Here is a 15,041-nt window from a genome sequence, read left to right on the forward strand (position 1 = left end):
GATACCCCTTTCAAAAGCAGGAAGTAATGTTCACTATGACTCAAGTCGCGAAAAAAATTCTGGTAACGTGCGCTCTGCCGTACGCCAACGGCTCCATCCACCTCGGTCATATGCTGGAGCATATCCAGGCTGATGTCTGGGTCCGTTACCAGCGAATGCGCGGCCATCAGGTCAATTTCATCTGCGCCGACGACGCCCACGGTACACCAATCATGCTGAAAGCTCAGCAGCTTGGTATCACCCCGGAGCAGATGATTGCCGAAATGAGTCAGGAGCATCAAAACGACTTTGCGGGCTTTAACATCAGCTATGACAACTACCACTCGACGCACAGCGACGAGAACCGTGAGCTGTCTGAGCTTATCTATGGCCGCCTGAAAGAGAACGGTTTTATCAAGAACCGCACCATCTCTCAGCTTTACGATCCGGAAAAAGGCATGTTCCTGCCGGACCGTTTCGTTAAAGGCACCTGCCCGAAATGTAAATCCCCGGATCAGTACGGCGATAACTGCGAAGTGTGCGGCGCAACCTACAGCCCAACCGAGCTTATCGAGCCGAAATCCGTGGTGTCCGGTGCGACGCCAGTGATGCGTGAATCTGAACACTTCTTCTTTGACCTGCCATCATTTAGCGAAATGCTGCAAGCCTGGACCCGCAGCGGCGCGCTGCAGGAACAGGTGGCGAACAAGATGCAGGAGTGGTTTGAACACGGCCTGCAGCAGTGGGATATCTCCCGCGATGCTCCGTACTTCGGCTTCGAAATCCCAGGTGCGCCGGGCAAGTATTTCTACGTCTGGCTGGACGCGCCAATTGGCTACATGGGTTCTTTCAAAAATCTGTGCGACAAACGCGGCGACACTACAAGCTTCGACGAATACTGGAAGAAAGACTCCGATGCTGAGCTGTATCACTTCATCGGTAAAGACATCGTCTACTTCCACAGCCTGTTCTGGCCAGCCATGCTGGAAGGCAGCGGTTTCCGCAAGCCCACCAACCTGTTCGTCCACGGCTATGTGACGGTGAACGGCGCGAAGATGTCAAAATCTCGCGGCACCTTCATCAAAGCCAGCACCTGGCTGAACCACTTCGATGCTGACAGCCTGCGTTATTACTACACCGCGAAGCTCTCTTCCCGCATCGACGATATCGACCTCAACCTGGAAGATTTCGTCCAGCGCGTGAACGCCGACATCGTCAACAAAGTGGTCAACCTGGCGTCCCGTAACGCAGGCTTTATCGCCAAGCGTTTCGACGGCGTGCTGGCGGCTGAACTGGCTGACCCGGTGCTGTACAAAACCTTTACCGATGCCGCACAGACTATCGGTGAAGCCTGGGAAAGCCGTGAGTTCGGCAAAGCCATCCGCGAAATCATGGCGCTGGCTGACCTGGCTAACCGTTATGTCGATGAGCAGGCGCCTTGGGTGGTGGCAAAACAGGAAGGCCGCGATGCTGACCTGCAATCCATCTGCTCAATGGGCATTAACCTGTTCCGCGTGCTGATGACTTACCTCAAGCCGGTTCTGCCACTGCTGGCAGAGCGTTCAGAAGCCTTCCTCAACAGCGAACTGAGCTGGGATGCTATTGCACAGCCACTGCTCGGCCACAAGGTGAATACCTTTAAAGCGCTCTACAACCGCATCGACATGAAACAGGTTGAAGCGCTGGTTGAAGCCTCTAAGGAAGAAGTGAAAGCCCTGAACAGCACCCCGATTACCGGCCCGCTGGCGGACTCCCCGATTCAGGAAACCATCACCTTTGATGATTTCGCGAAAGTTGACATGCGTATCGCGCTGATTGAAAACGCCCAGTTCGTGGAAGGCTCTGACAAGTTACTGCAACTGACGCTGGACCTGGGCGGTGAGAAACGCAATGTCTTCTCCGGCATTCGTTCCGCGTATCCAGACCCACAGGCACTGATTGGTCGCCTGACGGTGATGGTCGCTAATCTGGCCCCACGCAAAATGCGCTTCGGCATGTCCGAAGGCATGGTGATGGCCGCAGGCCCTGGCGGAAAAGATATCTTCCTGTTAAGCCCGGACAGCGGTGCTCAGCCTGGTCAACAGGTTAAATAAACAGAAAAGCCGGAGCTATCTCCGGCTTTTTTTTGCCCTTTCGCTGGCAAAATATTAAGGCTTCGCGGCGTGGACCCGATTGGTCAGCCCGCGCAGGAAATAACGCATAAACTGGTCGCCACATTCACGGTAGTTTTTATGATCCGGGGCACGCATCATCGCGGTGATTTCCGGCATTGAAACACGGAATTTTTGCTCGGTCATGATAGCCAGAATGTCGTCGGTTTTCAGAGAAAACGCGATGCGCAGCTTTTTCAGTACCACGTTGTTGTTGATACGACGCTCAAGCGCCAGCTCTGGCGCAGACTCATCTTTCCCGCGTTTGTCGTAGATAAGACCGTTCAAAAAGCCAGACAGGATAATGTCCGGGCAGCGAACAAACCCCTCTTCATCTTCTTTGGTCATCCAGGTGTCGAAACCTGCCGACGTGGATTCCATTCCGGCCAGCGCCAGAATGCGTACCAGATCGTTGTTGTTGCATTTCAGTGTGTAGCGCAAGCTGCGCAAAATATCATTACTTACCATAGAGCCTTCAGCTATCGATGATGCGATTAGCGCGAAGTGTACCAGTTTTACAGCCCTATCGCCTCTTTCAGGCTGCGAAGATAGCGACGACTGACCGGCACGGTTTGCCCGGCCTTGAGCAACAGCTCAGCCTGGCCGTTCTCTTCCAGACGGATTTCTTTCAGATGCGACATGTTCACCAGATGCTGGCGATGGCAGCGCAGCAGCGGCGTGCGGCTTTCCAGGGTGCGCAGCGTCAGTTCGGTAAAACCTTCCTTCCCTTCACGATCGGTGACATAGACGCCGCTCATTCGGCTACTGACGAACGCCACGTCTTCCATCTGCAATAACCAGATACGGCTGTGCCCGGTGCAAGGGATGAATTTCAGCGCCTGCTGGCTTTCGCCCAGCAGCGACATATCCTGCTGTGTTCGGGTCTGCCGCAACCGGGCCAGCGTTTTATCCAGCCGCGGTTTTTCAATCGGTTTCAGCAAATAATCAAAAGCATGCTCTTCAAACGCCTTGACCGCATATTCATCAAAGGCGGTCAAAAAAACCACCCACGGGCGATGTTCCGGGTCGAGCATGCCGACCATTTCCAGCCCGCTGATCCGCGGCATCTGGATATCCAGAAACAGCACGTCCGGGCGCAAACGGTGCACCGCCCCAATGGCCTCAACCGCGTTATCGCACTCACCGACTATCTCCAGATCTGCCTGTGCTTCAAGCAGGATGCGCAAATTTTCGCGTGCCAGAGGCTCATCATCGACAATTAACACTTTCAGCATGCGTTGTCCTCCAGAGGCAGTCGCAGAGTAATACGGGTGAATTTTTCCGGCTCGCAGGCGACGGTTATTCCACATTCATCGCCAAATCGAGTCCGTAAACGCCTGTCGACCAGGTTCATGCCCAGCCCGCTGGATTGCGGATTCGGCTGATACAGCCCGGCGTTATCTTCAATGTCCAGCTGTAGCCAGCGTTCATCGAGGCTGGCTCGTATCGTAATTTCGCCCACGCCCAGCAACTGAGACGTGCCGTGTTTAATGGCGTTCTCCACTATCGGCTGTAAGGTGAAGGCCGGAAGCTGATGATGTGTCAGCGCTGACGGAACGCTGAGCTGTACCTGCAACCGCGCCTGGAAGCGGGCTTTTTCGATTTGCAGATAGGCGTTCACGTGCTCAATTTCATCCGCCAGGGTCACAATCTCCGACGGGCGCTTGAGATTTTTACGGAAGAAGGTCGACAGATACTGCACCAGTTGGCCAGCCTGTTCGCTGTCTCGTCTTATTACCGCCATCAGCGTATTCAGGGCGTTGAACAGGAAATGAGGATTGACCTGCGCGTGGAGCAGTTTGATTTCTGACTGTGTGAGCAGCGCCTTTTGCCGTTCATATTGCCCGGCCAAAATCTGCGCCGAGAGCAGCTGGGCAATACCTTCGCCCAGCGTACGGTTGATTGAGCTGAACAACCGATTCTTCGCTTCATACAGTTTGATGGTGCCTATCACGCGTTGGTTTTCTCCGCACAGTGGGATAACCAGCGTCGAACCCAGCTTGCAATGAGGGTGAATAGAGCAGCGATACGGCACTTCGTTGCCATCGGCATACACCACTTCGCCGGTGTCGATGGCTTTTTGCGTGTAGCGCGAAGAAATGGGTTTGCCGGGCAGATGGTGATCGTCGCCAATGCCGGTAAAGGCCAGCAGCTTATCTCTGTCTGTGATCGCCACCGCGCCGATATCCAGCGCCTGAATCAGCACCTGTGCCACGCGCATACTGTTTTCTTCGTTGAATCCCTGGCGCAAAATCCCTTCGGTGGACGCCGCCACTTTGAGGGCCGTCGCGGAAAACGCAGACGTGTATTTTTCAAACATCGCCCGCTTGTCGAGCAGGATGCGCATGAACAACGCGGCACCGACGGTATTGGTGACCATCATCGGGGCAGCAATGCTTTGCACCAGATGCAGCGCGTCATTGAACGGACGAGCGATGAGCAAAATGATCGCCATTTGCACCACCTCAGCCACAAAGGTAATCGCCCCGGCCGTGAGGGGATTAAACACTTTATCGCTACGACCGCGACGGATCAGAATGCTGTGCACCAGGCCACCGAGTAAGCCTTCGACAATGGTCGACACCATACAGCTCAGCGCTGTCATGCCGCCCATCGAGTAACGGTGCAAACCGCCCGTTAAACCAACCAAACCGCCCACTACTGGCCCACCCAACAAGCCACCCATGACCGCGCCTATCGCACGCGTGTTGGCGATAGAATCTTCAATGTGCAGACCAAACCAGGTGCCCATAATGCAGAAAATGGAAAAAACAACGTAACAGAGGAATTTGTGAGGCAAGCGCACGGTGACCTGCATCAGCGGGATGAACAGGCGCGTTTTGCTCATCAACCACGCGATGACCAAAAAGACACACATCTGCTGAAGCAGCAGCAACACCAGATTAAACTCGTACATACCCACAGACCACACGCTATATGAAAGCGCGTACCCTACACTAACGAGCGAAACGTTTCTTTGACCGCCAGGGCAAAAGCAGCATTTCCAGAAGAGGATCACACTTTTTTGCGATCTTTCGGTGCAGGAATGAACAAAAATCGACCACATCTTCCTGGTTCGACGAAAGCCGTCTACAGTTATGATGGGGATGCGCGAGCTGAGGTGAGACATGGCGCTTTACACAATCGGTGAAGTGGCTCTGCTTTGTGATGTAAATCCGGTAACCCTGCGTGCCTGGCAGCGGCGTTATGGACTGTTAAAACCCCAACGAACCGACGGCGGACATCGGTTATTTAACGACGGAGATATCGACAGGATCCGCGAAATTAAACGCTGGATTGAGACCGGCGTTCAGGTCAGTAAAGTGAAAACGCTGCTGACCGAAGCGTCAGCAGAGCAGCAGAGCGGCTGGCGTGAACATCAGGAAACCCTGCTGCGTTTTTTGCAGGACGGCAATCTCAATCGGCTGAGGCTGTGGATCAAAGAGCGTGGTCGTGACTACCCTGCTCAAACGCTGGTTAGCCATCTTTTTATTCCTTTACGTCTGCGTTTGCAAAGTTCTCAACCCACCCTTCAGGCGCTGCTTAGCGTGCTGGATGGCGTGCTGATTAACTACATTTCCTTGTGTATGGCCTCTGCTCGTAAACGTCAGGGACGCGATGCGCTGGTGGTGGGCTGGAACATTACCGATACCACCCGATTATGGCTGGAAGGCTGGATAGCCTGCGAGCAAGGCTGGCGTGTGGACGTTCTGGCGCACTCGCTGCATCATCTGCGCCCGGAACTGTTCGATGGGCAAACCCTGCTGGTGTGGTGTGGCGATGCCTCCCCTTCCGGCCAGATTGAACAACTTCAGCTCTGGCGTGACCAGGGGCTAAACGTGCTGCGCCTGGGAAATTAAGGGTTCATTAACAAGCGTGCTTCACCGTATAATCGTCAGATTAACAAAAGGAGCACATCATGAAACCTGCCAAACTGGCTGTGATCACCCTCTTCGTTCTGATGGCCATCGGCGGTGTCAGCGGTGTTATGCTCGCAGGCTACTCGTTTATCGTGCGCGGTGGTGTCGGCTGAGCCTCTGGGCCAGACGCTCGAAGGCGCGGTCAACAATAATGGCCGCCATCGCCACCAGTATCGCCCCCTGAATCACATACGCCGTATTAAAGCCGCTCAGACCGATAATGATCGGCGTGCCCAGGGTATTCGCGCCGACCGTTGACGCTATGGTCGCCGTACCAATGTTGACGATAGCCGAGGTGCGAATACCGGCCATCATCACCGGGGCCGCCAGCGGCAGTTCCACTTTCAGCAGACGCTGCCAGCCGTTCATTCCCATGCCTTGCGCAACGCTCAACACACCCGCGGGTACTGAAGCCAGCCCGGCGAGCGTGCCCTGCAACACCGGCAACACGCCATACAAAATCAACGCGATAATGGCTGGTTCACGGCCAAATCCCATCACCGGCACGGCGATGGCCAGCACCGCCACGGGCGGAAAAGTCTGTCCCATAGCGGCGATAGTTTCCACCAGCGTTCGAAACTCCCTTCCTGCCGGGCGCGTCACCGCAATACCTGCTCCCACGCCAATCAGCGTTGCTACCAGGCTGGAAATACCCACCAGCGAAAAATGCGCCAGGGTCAACGACCAGAAGCTTTGCTGCTGATAAAGCGGGCGTGGCAATTCCGGGAAAAGCGCGCTAAAGAACGGCGCGCTGTAGGGCATCACCGTCAGCAATACCACAAACACCACCAGCAGCCAGAGCAGCGGATCACGCAGGGCTTTCACTTTTCGCCTCTCCTTTCAGCAAGTCGGCAAAATGCAAAGCACCGAAGGGCTTACCGTTTTCGTCAACCACCGGCAAGACTTCGCTGCGTCTGGCGACAAACAGCGATAACGCTTCGCGCAACGACATCGACGCTTGCAGCGGTTCACCTGCAACTTGTTCATTCGGACGCACAAAGTCGGCTACGCCGCGCAGGGAGAGCAACCGCACTCCGAGTTCACTGCGACCGAAAAACTCACGCACAAAATCATTTTCCGGCGACGTCAGCATCGACAGCGGCGTGCCCTGCTGCACCACTTCGCCGTTGTCCATCAGCACCAGATGATCGGCAAGGCGCAGCGCTTCATCGATGTCATGCGTCACCAGCACAATCGTGCGCCCAAGCAACTGGTGTATGCGGCGCATCTCTTGTTGCAGCGAGTTGCGGGTCACCGGGTCGAGTGCGCCAAAGGGCTCGTCCATCAGCAACACTTCAGGATTGGCCGCCAGCGCACGAGCCACACCGACGCGCTGTTGTTGTCCGCCGGAAAGCTGGTGTGGCAGGCGGTCGCGCATTGACGGTTCAAGGCCCAGCAGCGCCATTAACTCATCCACACGTTCATTGATTCGTGCTTTGCTCCATTTCTGCAGCTGCGGCACCGTGGCAATGTTCTGCGCCACCGTCCAGTGGGGAAACAGGCCAATCGACTGGATGGCATAGCCCATACGCCGACGCAGCGCTAACACGGGCTGCTGGCGAATGTCTTCTCCGGCAAAGCGAATGGTGCCGCTGTCGTGCTCTTCCAGACGGTTAATCATCTTCAGCGTGGTGGATTTTCCGGAGCCGGAGGTGCCAATCAGCACGGAAAACGCCCCTTCTTTGAGCTCCAGATTCAGCTCTTTGACCGCCGGTTTGCCGTCGAATAATTTTGTCACCTGCTGAAATTCAATCATGGGCGTCGCCCTCCAGTAAGGCTATCCACAGACTGAACAGCGCATCCACTACAACTGCCAGAGCGATCACCGGGATCACCCCAAGCAACACCAGATCCAGCGCGCTGCTGAGCAGGCCCTGGAAGACCAGCGAACCAAAGCCGCCTGCGCCAATCAGCGCCGCGACAACCGCCATTCCGACGGTTTGCACTGTGACCACCCGTAAGCTGCGCAAAAGCACAGGCAAGGCCAGCGGCAATTGTACTTTCCAGAAGCGCTGCGTACGGCTCATGCCCATCGCCGCCGCGCTTTCCATCACATCCGCAGCGACCTGCTGCATACCCGCCACCACACCGCGCACCAGTGGCAACAGTGCATACAGCACCAGGGCGATTAAAGCAGGCGTCAGCCCTGTTCCGCCAATCCCCCAACTGGAAAGTGACGGAAAGTGTTTTACCAACCCGGCAAGCGGCGCAATCAGCAAGCCAAACAGTGCCACGGAAGGAATGGTTTGAATGACATTCAGCACGGTGAAGACACGGATTTGCCTGCCTTGATAGCGCCAGCACCACAGGCCAAGCGGCACACCAATCAGCAAACCTGGCAGCAGCGTGCCAAACAGCAAAATCAAATGCTGCTGGAGCGCGCTGTCAAAGACGTCCTGGCGATTGAAATACTCTTTCATCAACGAAAGGGAATCCAGTTCGCCAGACCACAGCAGCGCCACAGGTAAGATCCAGATTTGTGCATTCAGCAGCCAACGCCAGAGAGAACCCGCAGCTAACCGGCGAATCGCATCGCTGCAAATCAGCAGCGTCACCGCCAGCCACAGCCATAATCCGCTACCGGGCGAGGTTCGCGCCAGCGGGCTTCCACTTTGCGCAAGCCAGGTCGCAGCCTTGCCGCTGCTCCAGAAGAGCGCAACAAACAGCAGTTGAGCGACGAGCAAGGTGAACGCTAACGCAAGACGGCCCGGGATCAGGCTCAGCCCGGCCAGCAGCAGCGGCGCAATCAGTAAAAGCGCAGGAGGAAATGGCCAGATTTGCCAGAGCTGGCGGCTTTCGCCTGAAACCAGCCTGTTGGGCGCATAGTTAACAAACGGCAGAACGGCTGCGGCCAGTGCAATCAGCACTAACAGCAGCACCACACGGTTATGACAGGATATTCGCACGAAGTTACTTCACCAGCCCCTGTTGTTTCAGCCAGTCAGCAGCCACTTTCTTCGCTTCCAGCCCTTCAACGGCAATGCTGGCATTCAGCGTTTGCAACGTTTTTTCATCCAGCTTTTCGAAGACCGGTTTCAGCCAGTCGCCAATCTGCGGATACTCTTTTTGCACGGCTTCACGCACCACCGGAGTGGGCGCATAGATTGGCTGCACGCCTTTAGGGTCAGTCAGCGTTTGCAGCCCCAGCGCAGCCACCGGGCCGTCGGTTCCGTAGGCCATCGCCGCATTCACGCCTGACGTTTGCTGAGCCGCGGCTTTGATAGTCACCGCCGTGTCACCGCCTGCCAGCGAAAGCAATTGGCTCTGGTCGAGTTTGAAGTTGTAGGCCTTTTCAAAGGCCGGTAACGCATCCGGGCGCTCGATAAACTCCGCCGAAGCGGCCAGCTTGAAGGTGCCACCTTTTTTCAGGTAAGCGCTTAAATCATCAAGCGAGGTGAGTTTGTTTTTCTCCGCCAGGTCCTTGCGCAGCGCGATGGTCCAGGTGTTATTCGCCGGAGCAGGCGTCAGCCAGATAAGCTTGTTTTGTTCCGCATCCAGCTTCTTCACTTTTTCGTAGCCCTGAGCCGCGTTTTTCCAGGCCGGATCGTTTTCATCTTTGAAGAAGAAAGCGCCATTGCCGGTGTATTCCGGATAGATATCCAGTTCACCTGAAGTGATTGCGCCGCGTACAACTGGCGTGGTGCCAAGCTGTACTTTGTTGACGGTTTTCACGCCGTGGCTGTCCAGCACCTGCAAAATGATGTTGCCCAGCAGAGCCCCTTCGGTATCAATCTTTGACCCCACTTTGACCGGCTCCGCCGCCTGCGCGGTAGCCGCAAGCAGCAGCGCCCCGGCAATACCCCATGTTTTCACTGTCATGCTTATTCCTCTTCTGCTGTGTATTTTCAGGGCGTTAGATTAAAAAGATAGCCCAGGATCGGCCGTTACGAAATCTCAAATGTTGAAATAGAAAGCAGGTTTTAAGCGAAGCGGCAAAATTTGGGCTGAATTGCCGGGCGGCACGTTGTTTGCCCGGCCTACAGAAAATGCGGGTGTTGTTGGCCGGGCAAGACGAAGTCGCCGCCCGGCATTGGGTTTACTGCAGTTCGAACTCGCCCTGTTTCACGCGGGCAGAATCGACGCCGATAAAGACGTTAAATTTGCCTGGCTCAGCCGCGTATTTCATCTGCTGATTCCAGAACTTCAGCGCACTCTCGTCAATCGGGAAGCTGACGGTTTTGGTTTCACCCGGCTTGAGGTTCACTTTCTCAAAGCCGCGCAGCTGTTTCACCGGGCGGCTCATTGAAGCCGTCACGTCCTGCACGTACATCTGCATGACGGTTGCGCCTTCGCGCTTGCCGGTGTTCGTCACGTCTACGCTTGCCGTTACGCTGCCATCACGCTTCAGGGTTGGCGAAGAAAGCTTCACATCAGACACGCTAAAGGTGGTGTAGCTCAGGCCGTAACCGAACGGATACAGCGGACCATTCGCTTCATCAAAGTAGCGGGAGGTGTACTTGTTCGGCTTATCGGCGTTATACGGGCGGCCGGTATTCAGGTGGCTGTAATACGTTGGGATCTGACCCACAGAGCGCGGGAAGGACATCGGCAGTTTGCCTGATGGGTTGTAATCCCCGAACAGCACGTCGGCGATGGCATTGCCGCCTTCCGTGCCCGCGAACCAGGTTTCCAGAATCGCATCGGCCTGCTGATCTTCCTGCACCAGCGTTAACGGACGGCCGTTCATCAGCACCAGCACCAGCGGTTTCCCGGTCGCTTTCAGCGCGGCAATCAAGTCTTTCTGGCTTTGTGGAATGCTGATATCGGTACGGCTGGAGGCTTCGTGCGCCATGCCCTGCGCTTCGCCGACCACAGCCACAACCACATCTGACTGTTTGGCGGCAGCAACCGCTTCATCAATCATCGCTTTCGGTGTGCGTGGGTCAACCTTCACCGCCTCTTCGTACAGGTTGAGGAAGTTAACGATATCTTTGTCATTGGTGATGTTCGCGCCTTTGGCGTAAATCACTTTCGCGTTATCGCCGACCGCATTTTTAATGCCGTCCAGTACCGGAACTGATTGGTCGGCAACGCCTGCCGCAGACCAGCTTCCCATCACGTCACGCTTGCTGTCAGCCAGAGGGCCAACCACGGCGATCGTGCCGGATTTTTTCAATGGCAGCGTTTCAAGGCGGTTTTTCAGCAGCACCAGACTTTCACGCGCAACTTCACGTGCGTCCTGACGATGCAGACGGCTTTCGGCGTTGGTGTCCTGTGGATCAGAGTCTTTTGGCCCCAGATGGCTGTACGGATCGTTGAACAGCCCCATGTCATATTTGACGTTCAGCACATGGCGTGCCGCGTCGTCTACCTGCGCCATCGTCACCTTGCCGCTTTTGATCAAATCCGGCAGGTATTTGCTGTAATACTCATCGCTCATGCTCATGTCGATGCCAGCGTTGATGGCTACGCGAACCGCGTCCGCCGGGTCAGCAGCGGTGCCGTGCTTGATGAGTTCTTTGATAGCGCCATGGTCAGAAATGGTGATGCCTTTGAAGCCCCACTGGTCGCGCAGCACGTCTTTGAGCAACCACGAATCTGAGGTAGCTGGCGTGCCGTTCAGCGAATTGAGACCAACCATCACGCCGCCGCTGCCCGCGTCCAGCCCCGCTTTATACGGAGGCATGTAGTCGTTGAACAGACGCTGTGGGCTCATGTCGACGGTGTTGTACTCTTTGCCGCCTTCTACCGCGCCGTAAGCGGCGTAGTGCTTGACGCTGGTCATCACGGAGTAGCGTTCTGCCGGGCTTTTGCCCTGCATCGCTTCGACCATGGTTTTACCCATCATCGACGTTAAATAAGTATCTTCACCAAAACCTTCGGAAGCACGGCCCCAGCGCGGATCGCGCGAGACATCAACCATCGGTGCCCAGGTCATGTTCAGCCCGTCGTCTGCGGCTTCATAAGCTGAAACGCGCCCCACGGTACGCACCGCATCGAGGTTAAAGGAGGAGGCCAAACCGAGGCTAATCGGGAAGACGGTACGCTGACCGTGAACCACGTCGTAAGCGAAGAACAGAGGAATTTTCAGGCGGCTGAGTTGCATCACCTGATCCTGCATCGCGCGGATATCCTGACGCGTGACAGTGTTGAAAATGGCGCCGACTTGCCCGTCTTTGATCATCTCGCGGATGGCTTCTTTCGGGTTATCTGGCCCGACGCTAATCAGACGAAGCTGACCGATTTTTTCATCCACGGTCATTTTTTTCAGCAGATCGGTGACAAACGCATCCCGCGCCTGCGGGGTTAATGGGTGATTACCGAACATCTCGTCTGCCATCGCCGGGTGCAGCGCAAGGCTAACGGCAACCCCTACAGAACATAGCCATTTCATCTTCTATTCACTCTCTCAACGGGCCGGGTATCTCGGCAAAAGCGTGCCAAAAACAGCAGTTTGCCATAAGCCAGAAGCGGTAGCGAACACAAAGGAGGGGTAACGCTCCGATTTTTCGCTGCATTCTTGCTCCAAATTGTCATACAAAGCGCTATCCTTGAGGCACGCACTAATTGCTACACCACAAGGAGTGGGATGATGTCCTCCACAACAAGAACTGATAACACCGCTTTCATCGCAGAACTGACACGCCTTGTCGGCCATTCACACCTGCTGACCGACCCGGCCAAAACCGCCCGCTATCGCAAGGGCTTTCGTTCCGGACAAGGCGATGCACTCGCCGTTGTCTTTCCCGGCAGTTTGCTTGAGCTTTGGCGCGTCCTGAGCGCCTGCGTCGACGCCGACAAAATTATTCTGATGCAGGCTGCCAACACTGGCCTGACCGAAGGGTCAACCCCGAACGGCAACGATTACGACAGGCAGATTGTCATTATCAGCACCCTGCGCCTCGACAAGCTGCATCTGCTGGATAAAGGCCAGCAGGTTCTGGCTTACCCGGGCACCACGCTGTATTCGCTTGAAAAAGCGCTCAAACCGCTGGGCCGTGAGCCTCACTCCGTGATTGGCTCTTCCTGTATCGGCGCTTCGGTGATCGGCGGGATCTGCAATAACTCCGGCGGATCGCTGGTTCAGCGCGGCCCGGCGTACACCGAAATGTCGCTCTTCGCACGTATCAACGAAGAGGGGAAATTGCTGCTGGTGAACCATCTGGGTATTGATTTGGGCGAAACGCCAGAGCAAATCCTTAGCAAGCTTGACGACGACCGCATTAAGGACAGCGACGTAAGGCATGATGGCCGTCATGCGCATGATCATGATTACGTGACCCGCGTGCGCGACGTCGATGCCGATACTCCGGCGCGTTACAACGCCGATCCGGAGCGCCTGTTTGAATCCTCTGGCTGTGCCGGAAAACTGGCTGTTTTCGCTGCACGACTGGACACCTTTGAAGCGGAAAAACGCCAGAAGGTGTTTTACATCGGCACCAATCAGCCAGAAGTGCTGACGGAAATCCGTCGTCATATGCTCGCGAATTTCGCCAATCTGCCAGTGGCGGGCGAGTACATGCACCGCGACATCTATGACATCGCCGAACAGTATGGCAAAGACACCTTCCTGATGATCGACAAGCTCGGCACCGACAAAATGCCGTTCTTCTTCACCCTGAAAGGCCGCACCGACGCGATGCTGGAGAAAGTGCCACTGTTCAAACCGCACTTCACCGATCGCTTTATGCAGAAGTTAGGGCATGCCTTCCCGGCGCATTTGCCAGAGCGAATGAAAAGCTACCGTAACCAGTACGAGCATCATTTAATGCTGAAGATGGCAGGCGACGGTATCGATGAAGCGCAGACCTGGTTAGCGGAGTATTTCCAATCCGCTGAAGGCGCATTTTTCGCCTGTACGCCAGAAGAAGGCAGCAAAGCGTTCCTTCACCGCTTCGCAGCAGCAGGCGCAGCCATTCGCTATCAGGCCGTGCATGCCGATGAAGTGGAAGACATCCTGGCGTTAGATATCGCCCTGCGTCGTAATGACACCGAATGGTTTGAACAGTTGCCGCCGGAAATCGACAACCAGATTGTCTACAAGCTCTATTACGGTCACTTTATGTGTCACGTGTTCCATCAGGATTACATTGTGAAGAAAGGCGTGGATGCTCACGCGCTGAAAGAGCAAATGCTCACCCTGCTCCGTGAGCGCGGCGCACAATATCCTGCGGAACATAACGTCGGCCATCTTTATGAAGCCGCCGACAGTTTAAAACAGTTTTATCGTGAAAATGACCCGACCAACAGCATGAACCCCGGCATTGGTAAGACCAGTAAGCAGAAATACTGGGGAGAAGCTCGCCCGTCGGAACAAGCCGATAACGTAACTGAAGCAACACCCCCCCTGAATTAAGGGGGAGGAGTTTAATGCGGCTTAACTCCGTATTACAGTAGGCCTGAACGGTCAGAGAAACGTTTCTCTGACCAGCCAGACTGAGGAGTTAACATCATGTCAGCAGTAGATGTTTTATATGCCGCTGAAGTGGAAATCCGTGAAGCAAAGCCTGACGATGCCGATGCGATCGCCTCACTTTACGCCTGGCATGTGTTAAACGGCCGCGCCTCCTTCGAAGAAGTGCCCCCTTCCGTTGACGAAATGCGTGAGCGCATGGCTCTCGTCAGCCAGCAAGGTTTGCCGTGGCTGGTGGCGTTGTATCGCGGCATTATTGTCGGCTACTGCTACGCCAGTCAGTATCGCCCTCGCCCTGCCTATCGCTACACCCTCGAAGAATCGATTTACGTCGATGCCAGCATGACAGGCCGCGGTGTCGGCAGTGCCCTGCTGACCAGGCTGGTTGAGCTGTGCGAGCAAGGCCAATGGCGACAGATGGTTGCCGTGATCGGCGACGGCAATAACAATGCCGGCTCATTACGATTGCATAAAAATCACGGTTTTGAAGTGGCAGGTCAACTGAGAAGCGTGGGGTATAAAATGGGTGACTGGCGAGATACGTTGATTGTTCAGCGGCCGCTCAATGACGGCGACTGGACGCTGCCTGAATAAATTTTTGCTGGGAGGGGAATTGCCCGGTGGCGGCTACGCCTTACC

At 55.5% G+C, this 15,041-nt stretch carries 13 protein-coding genes; 5 read left to right on the top strand and 8 right to left on the bottom strand.

The window, feature by feature from the left end:
• Positions 1-35: 35 nt before the first annotated feature.
• Positions 36-2,072: a methionine--tRNA ligase gene (gene metG / locus ACLW56_RS03475; RefSeq protein WP_330982553.1), complete on the top strand. Its 2,037-nt coding sequence runs from the start codon at positions 36-38 to the stop codon at positions 2,070-2,072.
• Positions 2,073-2,126: 54 nt separating this feature from the next.
• Here the strand turns inward: metG and ACLW56_RS03480 are convergent, their stop codons facing one another.
• The 3 genes from ACLW56_RS03480 to ACLW56_RS03490 are packed head-to-tail and all read right to left on the bottom strand — an operon-like array spanning position 2,127 to position 5,046.
• Positions 2,127-2,597, bottom strand: coding sequence for a DUF1456 family protein (locus ACLW56_RS03480; protein ID WP_330982431.1), 471 nt, complete (start codon positions 2,595-2,597; stop codon positions 2,127-2,129).
• A gap of 47 nt (positions 2,598-2,644) precedes the next feature.
• Positions 2,645-3,364 carry a two-component system response regulator BtsR gene (gene btsR, locus ACLW56_RS03485; protein ID WP_330982432.1) on the bottom strand — a complete coding sequence of 240 codons (720 nt, stop codon included), beginning with the start codon at positions 3,362-3,364 and terminating at the stop codon, positions 2,645-2,647.
• Positions 3,358-5,046 (bottom strand): sensor histidine kinase, encoded by a 1,689-nt coding sequence (locus ACLW56_RS03490; RefSeq protein ID WP_330982433.1) that lies wholly within the window; start codon positions 5,044-5,046, stop codon positions 3,358-3,360. Before ACLW56_RS03490 ends, btsR begins: the two co-directional genes overlap by 7 nt.
• A gap of 211 nt (positions 5,047-5,257) precedes the next feature.
• On the opposite strand from ACLW56_RS03490, the gene mlrA reads away from it, so the two are divergent.
• Together mlrA and ACLW56_RS03500 are read left to right on the top strand one after the other, a co-directional pair.
• Positions 5,258-5,989: an HTH-type transcriptional regulator MlrA gene (mlrA, locus tag ACLW56_RS03495; RefSeq protein ID WP_330982434.1), complete on the top strand. Its 732-nt coding sequence runs from the start codon at positions 5,258-5,260 to the stop codon at positions 5,987-5,989.
• A gap of 59 nt (positions 5,990-6,048) precedes the next feature.
• Complete coding sequence (locus ACLW56_RS03500; RefSeq protein ID WP_330982435.1) at positions 6,049-6,162, top strand: protein YohO; 114 nt, start codon at positions 6,049-6,051, stop codon at positions 6,160-6,162.
• On the opposite strand, the gene ACLW56_RS03505 is transcribed toward ACLW56_RS03500, so the two are convergent.
• From ACLW56_RS03505 to bglX, 5 genes are all read right to left on the bottom strand, one after another.
• The gene (locus ACLW56_RS03505) at positions 6,137-6,874 is read right to left on the bottom strand and encodes an ABC transporter permease (protein ID WP_330982436.1); all 738 of its coding nucleotides are present in this window, start codon (positions 6,872-6,874) and stop codon (positions 6,137-6,139) included. The genes ACLW56_RS03500 and ACLW56_RS03505 overlap by 26 nt on opposite strands.
• A complete protein-coding gene (locus tag ACLW56_RS03510; RefSeq protein WP_330982437.1) occupies positions 6,858-7,805 on the bottom strand; it encodes an ABC transporter ATP-binding protein in 948 nt (315 codons plus the stop codon). Before ACLW56_RS03510 ends, ACLW56_RS03505 begins: the two co-directional genes overlap by 17 nt.
• Positions 7,798-8,955 (bottom strand): ABC transporter permease, encoded by a 1,158-nt coding sequence (locus ACLW56_RS03515; RefSeq protein WP_330982438.1) that lies wholly within the window; start codon positions 8,953-8,955, stop codon positions 7,798-7,800. The genes ACLW56_RS03510 and ACLW56_RS03515 overlap by 8 nt, the downstream gene beginning before the upstream one ends.
• A 4-nt stretch (positions 8,956-8,959) precedes the next feature.
• A complete protein-coding gene (locus tag ACLW56_RS03520; RefSeq protein WP_330982439.1) occupies positions 8,960-9,868 on the bottom strand; it encodes an ABC transporter substrate-binding protein in 909 nt (302 codons plus the stop codon).
• A 217-nt stretch (positions 9,869-10,085) separates the two neighbouring features.
• Positions 10,086-12,383: a beta-glucosidase BglX gene (gene bglX, locus ACLW56_RS03525; protein ID WP_330982440.1), complete on the bottom strand. Its 2,298-nt coding sequence runs from the start codon at positions 12,381-12,383 to the stop codon at positions 10,086-10,088.
• 198 nt (positions 12,384-12,581) lie between these two features.
• Here bglX and dld point away from each other — a divergent pair, with 198 nt between their 5' ends.
• Together dld and ACLW56_RS03535 are read left to right on the top strand one after the other, a co-directional pair.
• Positions 12,582-14,345: a D-lactate dehydrogenase gene (gene dld / locus ACLW56_RS03530; RefSeq protein ID WP_330982441.1), complete on the top strand. Its 1,764-nt coding sequence runs from the start codon at positions 12,582-12,584 to the stop codon at positions 14,343-14,345.
• Positions 14,346-14,441: 96 nt separating this feature from the next.
• Positions 14,442-14,996 (top strand): N-acetyltransferase family protein, encoded by a 555-nt coding sequence (locus tag ACLW56_RS03535; protein WP_330982442.1) that lies wholly within the window; start codon positions 14,442-14,444, stop codon positions 14,994-14,996.
• Positions 14,997-15,041 lie beyond the last annotated feature (45 nt).

The sequence above is a fragment of the Pantoea sp. sgz302252 genome, from assembly GCF_047713085.1.
GTDB lineage: Bacteria > Pseudomonadota > Gammaproteobacteria > Enterobacterales > Enterobacteriaceae > Scandinavium.

What these genes read in the sequence shown, in the direction of transcription:
- ACLW56_RS03500 (WP_330982435.1), top strand. Translation starts at nt 6,049, where the DNA reads ATGAAACCTGCCAAACTGGCTGTGATCACCCTCTTCGTTCTGATGGCC.
- metG (WP_330982553.1), top strand. Translation starts at nt 36, where the DNA reads ATGACTCAAGTCGCGAAAAAAATTCTGGTAACGTGCGCTCTGCCGTAC.
- ACLW56_RS03520 (WP_330982439.1), bottom strand. Translation starts at nt 9,868, where the DNA reads ATGACAGTGAAAACATGGGGTATTGCCGGGGCGCTGCTGCTTGCGGCT.
- ACLW56_RS03490 (WP_330982433.1), bottom strand. Translation starts at nt 5,046, where the DNA reads ATGTACGAGTTTAATCTGGTGTTGCTGCTGCTTCAGCAGATGTGTGTC.
- ACLW56_RS03510 (WP_330982437.1), bottom strand. Translation starts at nt 7,805, where the DNA reads ATGATTGAATTTCAGCAGGTGACAAAATTATTCGACGGCAAACCGGCG.
- ACLW56_RS03535 (WP_330982442.1), top strand. Translation starts at nt 14,442, where the DNA reads ATGTCAGCAGTAGATGTTTTATATGCCGCTGAAGTGGAAATCCGTGAA.
- bglX (WP_330982440.1), bottom strand. Translation starts at nt 12,383, where the DNA reads ATGAAATGGCTATGTTCTGTAGGGGTTGCCGTTAGCCTTGCGCTGCAC.
- dld (WP_330982441.1), top strand. Translation starts at nt 12,582, where the DNA reads ATGTCCTCCACAACAAGAACTGATAACACCGCTTTCATCGCAGAACTG.
- ACLW56_RS03480 (WP_330982431.1), bottom strand. Translation starts at nt 2,597, where the DNA reads ATGGTAAGTAATGATATTTTGCGCAGCTTGCGCTACACACTGAAATGC.
- mlrA (WP_330982434.1), top strand. Translation starts at nt 5,258, where the DNA reads ATGGCGCTTTACACAATCGGTGAAGTGGCTCTGCTTTGTGATGTAAAT.
- btsR (WP_330982432.1), bottom strand. Translation starts at nt 3,364, where the DNA reads ATGCTGAAAGTGTTAATTGTCGATGATGAGCCTCTGGCACGCGAAAAT.